The 14,284-nt window shown below is 71.4% G+C and carries 11 protein-coding genes and 1 pseudogene; 4 read left to right on the top strand and 8 right to left on the bottom strand.

Going from position 1 to position 14,284, the window contains the following annotated elements; translation table 11 throughout:
• Nucleotides 1-119 precede the first annotated feature (119 nt).
• Nucleotides 120-852 (bottom strand): annotated as a pseudogene (locus ACIGFK_RS03840) (MFS transporter); the annotation flags it as partial.
• 427 nt (nucleotides 853-1,279) lie between these two features.
• Nucleotides 1,280-1,906 (bottom strand): ATP-binding protein, encoded by a 627-nt coding sequence (locus ACIGFK_RS03835; RefSeq protein ID WP_400050403.1) that lies wholly within the window; start codon nucleotides 1,904-1,906, stop codon nucleotides 1,280-1,282.
• Between the two features lie 632 nt (nucleotides 1,907-2,538).
• Between ACIGFK_RS03835 and ACIGFK_RS03830 the strand changes: the two genes are divergently transcribed.
• Nucleotides 2,539-4,578 (top strand): M4 family metallopeptidase, encoded by a 2,040-nt coding sequence (locus ACIGFK_RS03830; protein WP_400050402.1) that lies wholly within the window; start codon nucleotides 2,539-2,541, stop codon nucleotides 4,576-4,578.
• Nucleotides 4,579-4,853: 275 nt separating this feature from the next.
• Here the strand turns inward: ACIGFK_RS03830 and ACIGFK_RS03825 are convergent, their stop codons facing one another.
• Complete coding sequence (locus ACIGFK_RS03825) at nucleotides 4,854-6,032, bottom strand: NAD(P)/FAD-dependent oxidoreductase (protein WP_400050401.1); 1,179 nt, start codon at nucleotides 6,030-6,032, stop codon at nucleotides 4,854-4,856.
• Between the two features lie 233 nt (nucleotides 6,033-6,265).
• Here ACIGFK_RS03825 and ACIGFK_RS03820 point away from each other — a divergent pair, with 233 nt between their 5' ends.
• Nucleotides 6,266-6,895 (top strand): YceI family protein, encoded by a 630-nt coding sequence (locus ACIGFK_RS03820; RefSeq protein ID WP_400050400.1) that lies wholly within the window; start codon nucleotides 6,266-6,268, stop codon nucleotides 6,893-6,895.
• A gap of 580 nt (nucleotides 6,896-7,475) precedes the next feature.
• Here ACIGFK_RS03820 and ACIGFK_RS03815 read toward each other — a convergent pair.
• Together ACIGFK_RS03815 and ACIGFK_RS03810 are read right to left on the bottom strand one after the other, a co-directional pair.
• Complete coding sequence (locus tag ACIGFK_RS03815) at nucleotides 7,476-7,784, bottom strand: immunity 53 family protein (RefSeq protein WP_376657007.1); 309 nt, start codon at nucleotides 7,782-7,784, stop codon at nucleotides 7,476-7,478.
• Between the two features lie 765 nt (nucleotides 7,785-8,549).
• Nucleotides 8,550-9,149 carry a TetR/AcrR family transcriptional regulator gene (locus tag ACIGFK_RS03810; protein WP_376657009.1) on the bottom strand — a complete coding sequence of 200 codons (600 nt, stop codon included), beginning with the start codon at nucleotides 9,147-9,149 and terminating at the stop codon, nucleotides 8,550-8,552.
• An 88-nt stretch (nucleotides 9,150-9,237) separates the two neighbouring features.
• Between ACIGFK_RS03810 and ACIGFK_RS03805 the strand changes: the two genes are divergently transcribed.
• Nucleotides 9,238-9,726, top strand: a complete 489-nt coding sequence (locus tag ACIGFK_RS03805; protein WP_376657010.1) for a cupin domain-containing protein — start codon at nucleotides 9,238-9,240, stop codon at nucleotides 9,724-9,726.
• A gap of 13 nt (nucleotides 9,727-9,739) precedes the next feature.
• On the opposite strand, the gene ACIGFK_RS03800 is transcribed toward ACIGFK_RS03805, so the two are convergent.
• The 3 genes from ACIGFK_RS03800 to ACIGFK_RS03790 all read right to left on the bottom strand — a co-directional run bounded on the left by ACIGFK_RS03800 (nucleotide 9,740) and on the right by ACIGFK_RS03790 (nucleotide 13,139).
• Complete coding sequence (locus tag ACIGFK_RS03800) at nucleotides 9,740-11,260, bottom strand: glutamate synthase subunit beta (protein WP_400050398.1); 1,521 nt, start codon at nucleotides 11,258-11,260, stop codon at nucleotides 9,740-9,742.
• A 422-nt stretch (nucleotides 11,261-11,682) separates the two neighbouring features.
• On the bottom strand, nucleotides 11,683-12,279 hold the full coding sequence (locus tag ACIGFK_RS03795) for an NADPH-dependent F420 reductase (RefSeq protein ID WP_400050397.1): 597 nt from the start codon (nucleotides 12,277-12,279) through the stop codon (nucleotides 11,683-11,685).
• A gap of 41 nt (nucleotides 12,280-12,320) precedes the next feature.
• Nucleotides 12,321-13,139, bottom strand: coding sequence for a 3'(2'),5'-bisphosphate nucleotidase CysQ (locus tag ACIGFK_RS03790; RefSeq protein ID WP_400050396.1), 819 nt, complete (start codon nucleotides 13,137-13,139; stop codon nucleotides 12,321-12,323).
• 139 nt (nucleotides 13,140-13,278) lie between these two features.
• Here ACIGFK_RS03790 and ACIGFK_RS03785 point away from each other — a divergent pair, with 139 nt between their 5' ends.
• On the top strand, nucleotides 13,279-14,187 hold the full coding sequence (locus ACIGFK_RS03785; protein WP_400050585.1) for a LysR family transcriptional regulator: 909 nt from the start codon (nucleotides 13,279-13,281) through the stop codon (nucleotides 14,185-14,187).
• The last annotated feature ends 97 nt before the right edge of the window (nucleotides 14,188-14,284 follow it).

Raw genomic sequence — 14,284 nt, 5'->3', positions numbered from 1 at the left:
CCGGGGACTTGTTCCCCTTCATCAGAAGGGCGGTGGCCAGGGCCCCTGCCGCGGCTCGGGCGGTGCGCCGGCCATCGCCGACATCAGGGCCGGGATACAGGCCAGGGACGTGCCCGTCGCGGCGACCAGCGCAGTGCCCTCGCCAGGTTGGAGATGCCCAGGCCCGGGGTGCGCCAGATACTCAGCGGCATCAGCGGGGCCCCGGACGCCTTCTGGATCGCCAGGAAGAGGGCCAGCAGGACGGCGGCGCCGGTCAGCTGGAGCAGGGTCTGCGTGCTGCCCCACCCGGTCTCGGGAGCCCGGACGACGGCGAAGACGGCGAGGGCCAGGCCGGCGGTGACGGCCAGGGCGCCCAGGACGTCGATTCCGCCCCGGCGGCGGCCCACCGCGGGCAGGAGCCCGGTGGCGGCGAGGGTGGCGAGGGTGGCGATGCCGATGGGCATGTAGATGATGAAGATCCACGGCCAGGACGCCCACTGCGCGAACACCCCCGCACAGGAACACTCCCGCAGTGCCGCCGTCGGGCGCGGCAGCCCCGTACAGGGCGAGTGCCTTGCCCAGTTCCTTGGGGTCGTGGCCGAAGAGCATCATCAGCAGCGTCATCGACGCCGGGGCGATGAGGGCTCCGCCGGCCCCCTGCACGGCCCGGCCCGGGATCTCCACGCCGGGGCTGTCGGCGGCTGCCGCGACGACGGATCCGGCGGTCAGGACCATCCAGCCGGCTGCGAAGACGCGCCGGGCTCCGAGGAGGTCCGAGAGGCGGCCGCCGAGCAGGCGGAGTCCGCCGAAGGCGATCACGTAGGCGTTGAGGACCCAGCTCAGGTCGCCTTGGGTGAAGCCGAGGTCCCGCTGGGCCGCCGTCCCCCACGAGGCTCCTGGTGACGCGCGTGCCCGTGGTGCCCGTGGGAGCCCTTGTCGTGGGCGTGCCCGGCTCTGCGGCCGTCGGGGCCGGCGTGTGCGGCGGTGTACTCGTGAGCGGCGTGGTGTTCGCCGTGGTCCACGGCCCTTCATCCCCGATCCCGGTTCCAGTGTGCGGGCCCTTCCCCTGGCCGCACACAGACGGCGCGGACACTGAGGCGCGGGATCGGCGAGGCCGGGGCCGCGGGCCTTCGACTCGCCGAGACCAATCAGGCGGCGTACCGCCCGGCCTGGAGTTCGGGGGTCGCTCTCACGGTGAGGACGGCCCCCAGTGCTGGTCGGCCGACCTCGGTGCGACCACGTCGGTCGTCACAGCACGCCGACCACTGCGATGAGAGACCGGTCGCCGGCGCCGAGGCCGTCAGTGATTGCGCCGGTCATCGACCTGAACCTCCAGATGCGGCCAGGCCGTGGCCAGGAACGAAAGGCCGTCGACCGCCGACACGGTGATCGACCCCAACGACCCGTCCGGTTTGAAATGGACGAGCGTCCCGGTCGTGCCGTCGACATCGACGGGCTCAAGACCGGTGACGGGGACACCGTTTTCGTAGCGCTGAGTCCAGGCCCCGTTGAGGCGGCGGTTGGTATGGGCGAGCCACTCGCTGAGCGCCGCGACCACGGACATGCCGCGTCGCGGGTGGCCGTCCGGCAACATCTCGACCTGCGGGAAATCGAAGAACCGGAGATCCTTCGTAGCCATGACCGGCTTCTTCACGCTCTGGCCGTGCTCGTCCACGCGGGTGTCGGTGCCCCGTCCGTCATCGCGGACGGACAGGGAACCGTCGGGATGGAGAACGACGACACAGCGTCCACCGCCCGTGCTTGACGCTTCGTCGGCGGCATAGGCAAGCACCTCAAGGACGAGGTGCCAGGGTCCATCCGGAGCGAACTCCGTAGGATTCTGCCGGATATACGACAGATGATCCCTATCGACGACGCTGGACCAATCGTGCGTCGTGTTGATCCAGGAAGCCCTCGACATGTCCATCAGGCAAGTATCCCCCCTGGTGACGAGGGCCTTGAGGGCATCCCCCTGGCTGACGGCGGCTCACGGAATCCGTGCCTGAATCGCGCTGGCGCCTGCGACGGCGGGACGAGCCACGGTGCGCGGGACCGCCGGGTCGTGCGAGGAGGCGGGCAGGGTCCCGGTCACCGGGACGGCCGCGGCGCACGGCCAATTCGACGAGCTGTTCGACGAGCTGTTCGACGGGCTGGATGCATCACGGACTCCCTCGGGGGGGGGTGGCGCCGCTCGGAGCGACTTCGCCGCGATCGGACCCGTCAAGTCATGTTCAGAACAAGATTGTTTGACGCGTGATGCCGAACGCTTTACCAGATCGCGAAATACGCCATTCACTGTCTTGACCTACACCAAGCACCGCCCGAAATAAGGCGAGTTGGCAACGAATGGGACCATCCATCCAGGCCCCGGGCGTCCGTTCAGCGGACGCAGTAGGGCGGAATCCGGACGTGTTTCGGCCAATACCTGACGTGTCCATGGCGATCATGGAGATCGCTGGCAACCTCTCCACATCCCCAGCAGGACGAGATCAACACGCTCCGCCCGGCCGGCCTCATCCCGGCCGCCGGTTCCACCCCCCACGCATCCAAGGAGTCCGCGTGAAGTCCACGCAACGGCGGAACGCCACCGCCACGGGAGCCCTGTTCGCCGCAGCCGCCCTCCTCACCGTCGGTGTCCAGGCCGGCACCGCCAACGCGCAGCCCGACCCGTCCGCGAACGCGGCGGCCCCCAAGGGTCAGGTCCGGAACCCGGGCGCGCTCCCCGCGCAGCTCACCCCCTCCCAGCGCGCCGAGCTCATAGCCAAGGCGCAGAGCACCACGGCCGCCACGGCCAAGGAACTCGGCCTCGGCCCGCAGGAGAAGCTCCTCGTCCACGACGTGGTCAAGGACCAGGACGGCACCACCCACACCCGGTACGAGCGCACGTACGAGGGGCTCCCCGTCCTCGGCGGCGACCTGGTCGTCAACCGCAGCGCGGCCGACCGCACCCAGAGCGTCAGCAAGGCGTCCGAGGCCACGCTCCAGGGCGTCTCCACCTCCGCCCCGGCCGACGCTCCGGCGGCCGCCTCCGCGAAGGCCCTCGACGCCGCGAAGGCGGTGGGCTCCAAGGCCGACAAGGCCGACGCGGCCCCCCGCAAGATCGTGTGGATGGCGAACGGCGTGCCCACCCTGGCCTACGAGACCGTCGTCGGCGGGCTCCAGGACGACGGCACCCCCAACCAGCTCCACGTCATCACCGATGCCAAGACGGGCGCGAAGCTCCACCAGTGGCAGGGCATCGAGACCGGTGTCGGCAACACCCACTACAGCGGCCAGGTCACCCTCGGCACCTCGTCGTCCGGTTCCAGCTTCACGCTGAACGACGCGGTCCGCGGCGGCCACAAGACGTACAACCTCAACCACGGTACGTCGGGCACGGGCTCGCTCTTCACCCAGTCGACCGACACCTGGGGCAACGGCCTCAACTCCAACGCCGCCACCGCGGGCGCCGACGCCGCCTACGGCGCCGGGGTCACCTGGGACTTCTACAAGAACGTCTTCGGCCGCTCCGGGATCCGCGGCGACGGCGTCGCCGCCTACTCCCGCGTCCACTACGGCAACGCCTACGTCAACGCCTTCTGGGACGACGGCTGCTTCTGCATGACGTACGGCGACGGGACGAACAACAACGACCCGCTGACCTCGCTGGACGTCGCCGGCCACGAGATGTCGCACGGCGTCACCGCGGCCACCGCGGGCCTGGAGTACAGCAGTGAGTCGGGCGGCCTGAACGAGGCCACCTCCGACATCATGGGCACGTCCGTCGAGTTCTACGCCAACAACGCGAGCGACCCGGGCGACTACCTCATCGGCGAGAAGATCGACATCAACGGCAACGGCACCCCGCTGCGCTACATGGACAAGCCGAGCAAGGACGGCGGCTCCGCCGACGCCTGGTACTCCGGCCTCGGCAACCTCGACGTCCACTACTCCTCGGGCCCGGCCAACCACTGGTTCTACCTGGCCTCCGAGGGCTCCGGCGCCAAGGTCGTGGGCGGCGTGAGCTACAACTCGCCCACCTCCGACGGCCTGCCCGTCACCGGCATCGGCCGGGACAAGGCACAGCTCATCTGGTACAAGGCGCTCACCACCAAGTTCAACTCCACCACGGACTACGCCGGTGCCCGCGCCGGCACGATCGCGGCGGCGACCGAGCTGTACGGGGCCGGCAGCCCCGAGGTCAACGGCGTCACCGACGCCTGGGCGGCGGTCAACGTGGGCGCCCGCTCGGGCGGCGGCACCCCGACCCCGGGCAAGGTCTTCGAGAGCACGACCCAGGTGGCCATCCCGGACTCCCCCGGCCCCGCGGTCACCTCGTCCGTCGCCGTCACCGGCATCACCGGTAACGCGCCGAGCACCCTCAAGGTCGGCGTGAAGATCACCCACACCTACATCGGTGACCTCCAGATCGACCTGGTGGCCCCCAACGGGACCTCGTTCCGCCTGCAGAACTCCTCCTCGGACTCCACGGCGAACCTGGACAAGACCTACACGGTGAACGCCTCGGCCGTGGCGGCCAACGGCACCTGGAAGCTGAAGGTCCAGGACAAGGGCGCCGCCGACGTCGGCACGATCACCGACTTCAAGCTCACCTTCTGACCGGCCGACCGGCCATGGTCTGACACAGGTGCCCGGAGCCCAACGGCTCCGGGCACCTTCGCATGCCCGAGCGCACGCTTGCACGGCGCACCGCCCCCGGGGCCTTCACCGGCCGGCCCGCCTCCCACTGCGCGCCCGCGTCGGGATCAGTGAGAAGCACACGCTGACCATGTGACTTCTCCGTACTGGTCACACCTGCGGGCTTGCGCAGCGCTGCCGGCGCCGCGAACCAGCAGGCGAGGAATGCATCACGGCGCCGGGAGAGTGCGTGCCGGTCACGCCGCGGGCTTCAAGGTGGCGCGGCCGCCCTTCGAGACGAGGGTGGTGAGGTTCATGCGCTTGCTGTAGCGGTACGTCATCAGCGGGCTGCCGCTGACCAGCTCCTTGTACCAGGCCGCGCTGCGACCGGTGAGGCGCATGCCGGCCGGGGTGAAGTCGGCCTTCGTGAACTGGATGACCGCGTCCTTGCGGCCGAGGCTCACCGGCTGGTGGAAGTAGCCTAAGCGGAACGGCTTCACGGTCTTGCCACGGACCAGTCGCGCAATGGCATCGGCGGTGTACTGGGCGGTGGGCAGCCCGCTCTGGCAGGAGCCGTGGAGCTGTCCGAAGTCCATGCTGATGGCGGCGGCGTCGCCGACGGCGTGGATCTGCGGGTGGGACACCGACCGCAGCGTGGCGTCGGTCAGGATCAGTCCGCCGTCGTCGGTGGCGATCCCCGCAGCGGTGGCGAGCGGGGACACCTTGACGCCGGCGGTCCAAAGGCAGGCGTCGGAGCGCAGGATCCGCCCGTCGGCGAGTTCGACGGCCTCCGGCAGCACCTTCGCGACCCGCACACCGGTCTCCAGGGTGATACCGAGACGCTCCAGCGCCCGGTGGAGGTACGCGCGGGCCTTGTCGCCCATCATGGAACCGGGCTCCTGCGCACTGATCAGGGTGACGTTCAGCCCCGGGTGGGCCTCTGCGAGCTCCGTTGCCGCCTCGATGCCGGTCAGGCCGCCGCCGCAGACGGTGACCGTGCCGCCGACCGCGGCGACCTCGGCGATCCGTGCGGCGAACCGGGCGGCGGTCTCGGGGCTGTTGAGGGTGAATGCGTGGACCTCGGCGCCAGGGACGTTGCCGGTGTCGGTCGAGCTGCCCAGCGCGTAGACGAGCGTGTCGTACGCCAGGAGCGTCGAGTCGTCGAGGGTGATGCGCCGGGACCCGGGGTCGATCGCGGTGGCCGTGCCCTGGAGGAAGGTGACGCCGCTGCCGGCGAGCAGCTCGGGGATCCGGCGTACGACCAGCTCCTGACCGGCGGCGATCTGGTGCATCCGCAGCCGCTCGACGAACCGGGCCGAAGGGTTGACGAGGGTGATCTTCACACCGGTGCGCCGGGTGCGGTGGGCCAGCCGGATGGCGGTGAACATGCCCGTGTAACCGGCGCCGAGAACGACGACGTGGTGGTCGTTGGTCATGGCGAACTCCCAAGGTCGGTCACTGGCCTTGGTACCGGTGACGACCATGGGACAACCAACCCCCACTTGACATGACAGGCTGCCGCCGTGACCTACGTCACACCGGTGCCGGTGTTGGCGGGCCAGCAGGAACGCGGCACCCGCCCGATCATGCCGGGCACGGCCGCCCGGGTACCTCACCAGGGCGGCACCGCAACCGTGTGCCGCCCTGCCCCGTCGTCGTCGGGGAGCACGTGACCTCGCCCCGGTTCCCCGACGAGAAGGCAGCGACCGAGACGCCGGACCAGGCCCTCGCCGAACTCCCCTCGACCCCTTCCGTGCTTCGCGACGCTTCTGGAGCTCCACCGGGGGATGATCCTCGCCCGCTCCGGCGAAAGGGCCGGAGGGATCGCGCCATGGTCACCAAGGTGCGCGGCTCCTTCCACCAGTTCGAAGGCACCGCGCACCTGGACGGCGCCGACCCTGCCCAGTCCACCGGCCAGGTGGTGATCAAGACCGAGAGCATCGACACCGGTGTCGAGCAGCGCGACCAGCACCTGCGCACCAACGACTTCCTGGACGCGCCGCACTTCCCCGACATCACCTTCCGCACCACTGCGGTCGAATCGAAGTCCGACACCGACTACCGGGTCACCGGCGAACTCACCATCAAGGAGACCACCAAGCCGGTCACCATCGACTTCGAGTACACCGGCAACGCCGTCGACCCCTACGGCAACCTGCGGGTCGGACTGGAAGGCTCGGTGACCATCTCCCGCAAGGAGTTCGGCATCACCTGGAACGCCGCCCTGGAAGGCGGCGGCGTCCTGGTCGGCGACAAGATCGTCCTGGAATTCGACATCTCCGCCATCAAGCAGAGCTGAGAGCTTCCAGCCGGCCGGCACACCCGGCCCAGGAAGGGATACGTGGCACGGTCCTCGCCGTCAGGGCCGGGCCGTCACCACGCCGCACAGTGTGGGCCAACGGCCGCGGAGGCACGGACCGTTCGAATCCGCCGCGCCAGCGGGGCCAGCGGACCGCCTTGCGCGGCAACCCCCGCCCGCGCCGCGCCCCCCACGCCTTCCCGCCCTGCCCGGCGTGAGCTGCGCGCAGCGCAGCCCCCGCCCGCGCGCCACTCCGACACCGGCCGACCTCCACACCGTGCTCAGCGCGCCAGGCGACGGAGTCCAGGCCACCGCAGCCGTGCCACACGCACGCACTCGCCGCCGTCCCCGCATACGGGACGCCGTGGCGGACGACGCCTCCCCCGACGCCCACGCTCCTCGGCCTACCGCCCGCCTTCAGCCGGTAGCGCCCGGCCCGGGCCGGGGGAGGGCGTCCTGCCGAGACGACTCCGGCTTCGTAGGCCGCGATCACCAGCTGGGCGCGGTCGCGGGTGGCCAGTTTGGTCAGGAGGCGGCCGATGTGGGTTCACCGGTTCCCTGTCTCCGGCTCTGCACTGGCTCAGGGAGTGCTCGTGGTGGCCCAGGTGCGGAAAAGCGTAAGAGCCTCGCCGAGGTTTCCGGGGCCGCAGCGGGCGTGGAATGTCTTCTCAGCCGTCCAGGCCCAGACCCAGTCCTGCGGGCTGCGATTGACGTCCTGACGGGGGTACTCGCGGCCTTCCAGGTCCGTCTCCTCCAGATCTATTTCGACGGTCCACCCGGGGTTGTCGAGCGTGGCGATCCTCGCACCCCACTCGTGCTCCCAGTCGCCATCGCACTGCCGCGCGTACCAATCCTGCAGCCAGGCAAGGAGATCCTCTGAATCGCTCATGACAGGAGATGCCAAGCGAGCCGCGAATTCGGGCTCGGGCAGGCTGGCCAGCGGGAGAAGCAATGTCGGAACCCGCACCGCGGCGTCCTGGCCGCCGACGCAATCGCGAACACCAGCACAGCACTCGGTGCTCTCGTCACGTCAACGGAGAGGGGCCGACCTTCGATCCGAAAGGCCACCGGCGGGCTACTGGTCGCCCGGTGCCGGCTCGTCACGGCACCCCAAGGGCCGCTGAAGAGGGTCCTGCTCGTACAACCCCACGCCCGAAGCCCAACGCTCCGCCCACGGACGGGCCTCGTCCGCGGAACCCCACAGCCCCGCCGAACGCGAGGCACCGTTCAAGCGGCGCACCACAGCCCTGCTGTAGAGGCCCTTGACACGGAAGTTCTCCAGGTGCCAGACGGGCACGATGACGCACGCGTACCGCGGTGACCCGCGATGTCGGCCGACGGCGATGACGCGCCCGTGCCCCCAGTCCCACTGGGGTCGTACCAACCAGACCTTCCCACCAGGCGGGAAGTGCTTGGTGCCTCGCTTGATCTCCACTGCGTCGGGCCCGTAAGCGAGTTCCCGACGCACGTTCGCTGCCACCGCGTACCCGAGCACCTCCTCGGATGCCTCCGCTGCGTTCTCCATCCGTCGACCCCTCCCAGTCACCTTGGCCCGTCGACGGTAGGCCCGGTCCGACCCACCGGCAAGCGCATATCGCCGTCCCGAAGGCGACGCCGGGTGCGGCGGCGGCCGGAGCCGTCGCCCGCCGCGGGCTCAGCCGGGGACGGGCTCCTCCGTCCCGCGCGGGCGCAGGCCGTCCAAGGTCAGTGAGAGGAAGCGGCGCCAGTCGCCGCTGCCCGTCCGGATGATCGCGGACAGCCCGCCGACGATCATGTAGACGTCCGGTACTCCGAGGTCCTCCCGGAGGGTGCCGGCGGCCCGCCCCTGGTCGATCAGGGTTGCGACGGCCTCCTCCAGGCGCCCCAGCATCGGTCCGGCGGGGGCGGAGGTGCCGGCGGCGGACAGCGCGGCGGCCGTCAGGCCCGGGCTCTGCGCGAGGGCCCTGCCGACGTGGTGCAGGTACCGCTCCAGCCCGCGGCCGGCCGCGGGTTCGCGCAGGCAGTCCGTCAGAGCCAGCTCCAGGATCCCGGCGAACCGCTGCTCCGCCGCCGCCTCCACGAGGGCCTGCTTGGACGGGAAGTGCCGGTACAGGGTGCCGATCCCGACCCCGGCCGCCCGGGCCACCTCCGGCATCTGCACCTCCTCGCCGCGCTCTTCGAACAGGGCGCGGGCCGCGGCCAGGACGAGGGCCCGGTTGCGCTCCGCGTCGGCGCGCGGGCGGCGGCCGCCGCCCGGCGTATGGGGCGTTGACAAGACGACCGCTCCTCCGCGTACATTGAACCGAAAGGGAACCGGAATCGGATTCCGGTTCCTATTCTGTCATGCGAGGAGGGACCGCGCCATGCCTGAAGAGGACCGCCGAGAAGGCCGCGAGGACCGTTTCATCCTGCTGGAGCCCGGGGCCGCCCGGCCGGGCCGCGTCCCGCTGCCGCCCGCCTTCGCGGTCAAGGCCTCGACGGCCGACACCGAGGGGCGGCTGTCCCTGATGGAAGTGACCCTCGCGAAGGACGTCCCCCGGCACACCCACCACCTGGCCGACGAGTGCGTCTACGTCCTGGACGGGGTCCTGGGCATCGAGTTCGACGACCGGACCCACTCCGCCCCGGCCGGAACCTTCGTGCTGCTGCCCCGTGGCGTCCCGCACGCGCTGCGCCGCGCCTCCGACCCGCCCCCGCGCGTCCTGCAGATCTCCGCCCCCGGCGGCTGGGAGCGCTACGTCGAGGACCTGGTCGAGGCCGGACCAGCCGTGTTCACCGACGGGGAGCTGGACCCCGCGAAGATCAACCCCGTCGCCGCCCGCCACCACATCCGGTACGAGGAACGGCCCTGAACCCCGCCGGGCCTCAGGTCCCGTCCGGGTCGCTCCCGTACCGCAGGCGGCCCAGCGCCGTCATGGGCCGGTCGTGCGCCGCCACCGGGGCCGGCAGGACGGTGGAGCCGGTCAGGTAGCGGTCCACCGCCGAGGCCGCCGACCGGCCCTCGGCGATGGCCCACACCACCAGCGACTGGCCCCGGCCCGCGTCCCCGGCCACGAACACCCCCGGCGCCCGTCCGCCTGCAGCAGCGAAGTCCGCGTCCCGCGCGAAGTTGCCGCGACCGTCGTACTCCAGCCCCAGCTGCTCACGCAGCCCGCCGGCCCGCTCGGGCCCGGAGAAGCCCAGCGCCAGCAGGACCAGTCCGGCCTCGATCACCCGCTCGGTGCCCTCCAGGGGCCGCCGCTCCCCGGCCTCGACGGCGGTCAGCCGCAGCGCCCGCACCCGGCCGCCGGCGTCCCCCTCGAAGCTCAGGGTGGCACTGGAGAACAGCCGAGGGTCGCGGCCCGCCCGGCCGCGCGCCTCCTCGTGGGCGTGGGAGATCCGGTACACCCTCGGGTGCACCGGCCAGGGCTCGCCGTCGGCCCGGTCGGGACCCGGTTCGGGGTTGATGTCCAGCTGCACCACCGACAGCGCGCCCTGCCGCAGGGCCGTGCCCAGGCAGTCCGAGCCGGTGTCGCCGCCGCCGACGACCACCACGTGGACGCCGTCGGCCGTCACCGGGGACAGCGGGCGCTCCCCGGCGCACACCCGGTTTGCGCAGGTCAGGTACTGCATCGCCTGGTGGATGCCGCCCAGGGAACGGCCCGCGACGGGGAGCTCCCGGGGCTCCCCGGCACCGACCGCGACGACCAGGGCGTCGTAGCGGCCGCGCAGCGCGTCGGCCGGTTCGGCCCCGCCCACGTCCGAGTCCGTCACGAAGGAGGTGCCCTCGTCCCGCATCTGCTCGATCCGGCGGTCGAGGTGCTCCTTCTCCATCTTGAACTCGGGGATGCCGTAGCGGAGCAGCCCCCCGAGCCGGTCGGCCCGCTCGTGGACCACGACCCGGTGCCCGGCCCGGGTCAGCTGCTGGGCCGCGGCCAGGCCCGCCGGGCCCGAGCCGATCACCCCCACGGACCTCGCGCCCCGTCGCTCCGGCGGGCGCGGGGTCATCCAGCCGCGCCGCCGGCCCTCGTCCGCGATCGTCTGCTCGACGTTCTTGATGGTCACCGGGTCGGCGTTGATCGCGAGGACGCAGGCGTCCTCGCAGGGCGCCGGGCAGAGCCGGCCGGTGAACTCGGGGAAGTTGTTCGTCGCGTGCAGCCGCTCGTACGCGGCGTGCCAGTCGGAGCGGGCGCCGTAGGCGTTCCACTCGGGTATGAGGTTGCCCAGCGGGCAGCCGGTGTGGCAGAAGGGCACGCCGCAGTCCATGCAGCGGTCGGCCTGCTCGCGGACCAGCGGCAGCAGGGCCTGCCCCGCGTACACCTCGCGCCAGTCGCCGAGCCGCTCCTCGACGGGCCGCGCCGGAACGGCCTTGCGGGGGATCCTGAGGAAGCCGAACGGATCGGTCACGCGCCGCCTCCCTGGCCCGGGTGCGAGAGGTGAGAGGCGCGGCACGGCGCGCCCGAAGCGCGCCGTGCGTCACCTTTTCCCCAGATTACGCCGTCCGGGCGATCCGGCACCTGCCCCCAGCCGATGGCGCCGCCGCTTCACAGGACTCACGTGGCGTCTGCCGGCCGTATCCAGGCACCGGGCACCAGGCACGGCATCCGGTGCGGTGACACATGCTGGGTCCGGTGTATCCGCAGGCCGCGGGAACGGTGCGTTCCCGACAGGCGAGCCAGAGGGCATGGAGCCGGGCGGCGGCGACGGGGTGGTCGGTCCATCGGTGGCGGCATGTAGGGGCCCCCGCCTCCTCCGGTCTCCTCATCCTGGCTGTGCTGTCGTATCCGTTCCGAATGCGGGCTGGGTGAGGACGGTGCACGATGTGCGGATCAGCGGGCGATCGAGATCGCGAAAGGTGTGAATCCGCTGGAGCGGATCACGTGCGGTACGAAGAGGATCGCGGCCTCTGTGGCGCGGGCGGTCGGGATCCCGCCGAGGTCGGTGATCCAGTCCTTGTGCCAGCCGAGGTCGGTGAGCAGTTCGCGGACGGTCTGCTTGGCCTGCGGGTCGTCGCCGGAGAGGAACGCCGTCGGTGTCTGGGCGAGCGCGGCCGGCGCGGTCATCACGGGGAAGAGCATGGTGTTGAGTGTCTTGACGACGCGGGTTTCGGGGAGAGCGTCCTGGAGGTGCTCGGCGAGGCTCGAGCCGGGGTAGATCAGGTCGGCGGGCAGTCCGTCCGGTCCGTCGACGGTGGCGTTGGAGACGTCGACGAGGATCTTGTCGCGCAGTTCCTCGCGCAGGGCGATGAGCCGGTCCAGCGAGCCGGCGCCCGGGGTGGCGTTGATGACGATCCGGGCTGTCCGGGCAGCGTCGGCGGCGGAGCCCGGCGCGCGGTCCCCCACGGTCACCTCGTGCCCTGCCCGGGTGAGGGCTGTGGCCAGGTTGCCGCCGACGCGGCCGTTTCCGAGAACTGCGATCGTGGTCATGATGATCCGGTCCTTCCGTGAGTGCAGGTTGTGGTGCGCTGTCAGCGTGAGAGCGTGGCGACGGCCTCGGCGTGGACGCCGGGCGCGGCGGCCAGGAAGCTCTCGCTCTGCGGGGTCCAGGGGCGGCCCTCGGCGTCGGAGATCTGTCCGCCGGCCTCGGTGACGAGGAGCGCCCCGGGCAGCAGGTCCGCGCGGGCGCCGGCGAACTGCCAGAAGGCGTCGATCCTGCCGGCGGCCACGTTCAGCAGGTGCAGGGTCGCGGGCACGGCGGTGCGGACGACGAGCGCGTCGAAGAGCATCGCGGTGATCGAGGAGCCGACGCGCCGCACGATCTTCTCGTCCTCGTCCGGCCGGGCCTGGCTGGTGGCCACGATGCTCAGGCCGAGGTCCGTGGTCCGGGAGACGTGCAGCGGCCGGCCGTCGAGGTAGGCGCCCGCGCCGGTGAGCGCGGTGTAGGTCTCGCCGGTCAGCGGCAGGTGGACCACGGTGAGCACCAGCTGGTTCTCCCGCACGAGGGTGGCGGTCACTGCCCAGTCCGGCAGGGCGTGCAGGTGGTTGACGTTGCCTTCGGCCGGATCCACGACCCACCATTCGCCGGGCGGCAGCGCCCCGCCGTCGAGTTCGTCTTCCACCCAGCCGGCGTCCGGGCGCAGTGCCGTGAGACGGGGGCGCAGGATGTCGAGGGCCGTGTCGTCGTTGGCGGCGAGCGCGCGCATCAGCTCTTCGCGGGTCTGGTAGCGGACCACCTCGCCGAAGCGCTCGCGCAGCGCCGAACCCGCCTCGCGCACGGCGATCGCCGTCTGGGCGAGCACGTCGGCGTCAAGGGCGGCGACGTCAGTGGTCTGAAGCGATTCGGACATGGTGGTACTCCCGTCAGAGGAGGGGTGATGAGGCCGATCGAGGCCCGAACTCCGCGCGCCTTCTTGCGCGTTCGCCTCAACGGTATGCAGCCCTGCCATTAACATCAAATGCATGTCAGGCACGGCTAGGATTACTCGCATGCAATTGGATTTGAATCTGCTCGCGGCGCTCGACGCGCTGCTGGAGGAGGGCAGTGTCGCCGGGGCGGCGGCGCGCCTGCATGTCACCGCCCCCGCGATGAGCCGGAGCCTGGGCCGGATCCGGCGCACGACCGGGGATCAGATCCTGGTGCGCACCGGGCGCACGATGACCCCGACGCCGTATGCGATCGCCGTCCGGGAGCAGGTGCACGAGCTGCTGCACCAGGTCCAGGGGGTGCTGGCACCGAGCCGCGAACTCGATCTGGGGACGTTGGAGCGCACCTTCACACTCCGCTGGCACGATTCCCTCGTCGCCTTGAGCGGCCCCGCACTGCTTTCGACCGTGCGCGGACAGGCACCGGGCGTGCGGTTGCGGTTCGTGGCGGAATCGAGCGTCGACACCCCCGGGTTGCGGCGCGGCGAGGTCGACCTGGAGGCGAACGCCAACCGGCCGAGCGCACCGGACATCCGTGCCGAGAACGTGGGCGAGACCCGCCTCGTCATCGTCGTGAGGCAGGGGCACCCCCTCACCCGCGCCGAAAGCGTCACCGCGAAGCAGTACGCTGCCGCCGAACACGTCACCGTCTCGCGACGTGGAAACCTCAGCAATGCTCTCGACGACGCCCTCGCCCGGCTCGGCCTCACCCGCCGCGTGGTGGCGACCGCGCCCACCGAAGCGGCCGCGCTGGAGTTCGCGCGCGGCTCCGATCTCCTGGTCAGCGTCCCCGAAGCCACCACGCGGTCAGCGGCCGCCGACCTCGGCCTGGCCGTACTCCCCCTCCCGTTCGAACTGCCGTCGGCATCGGTGTACCTGTCGTGGCATCAGCGCTACGACACCGACCATGCCCATGCCTGGCTGCGCGGACTGGCGCGAACCGCGCTGGCCATGGACGGAGCATCGTCGTAGTCGGCGCCGGCCTCCCGGTGATCGTCCACCGGTTTGAGCGGTCTGCCGGGGTCGGCTGCGGTTGGAACGGTGCCGGGGTCCGGGCGGTGCCGAGGCA

It is taken from the genome of Streptomyces sp. NPDC085524 (assembly GCF_044541755.1).
In the GTDB taxonomy this organism is placed as follows: Bacteria; Actinomycetota; Actinomycetes; order Streptomycetales; family Streptomycetaceae; genus Streptomyces.
Note: the sequence above shows the minus strand (reverse complement) of the source record. Positions and strands in the feature narration are given on the sequence as shown.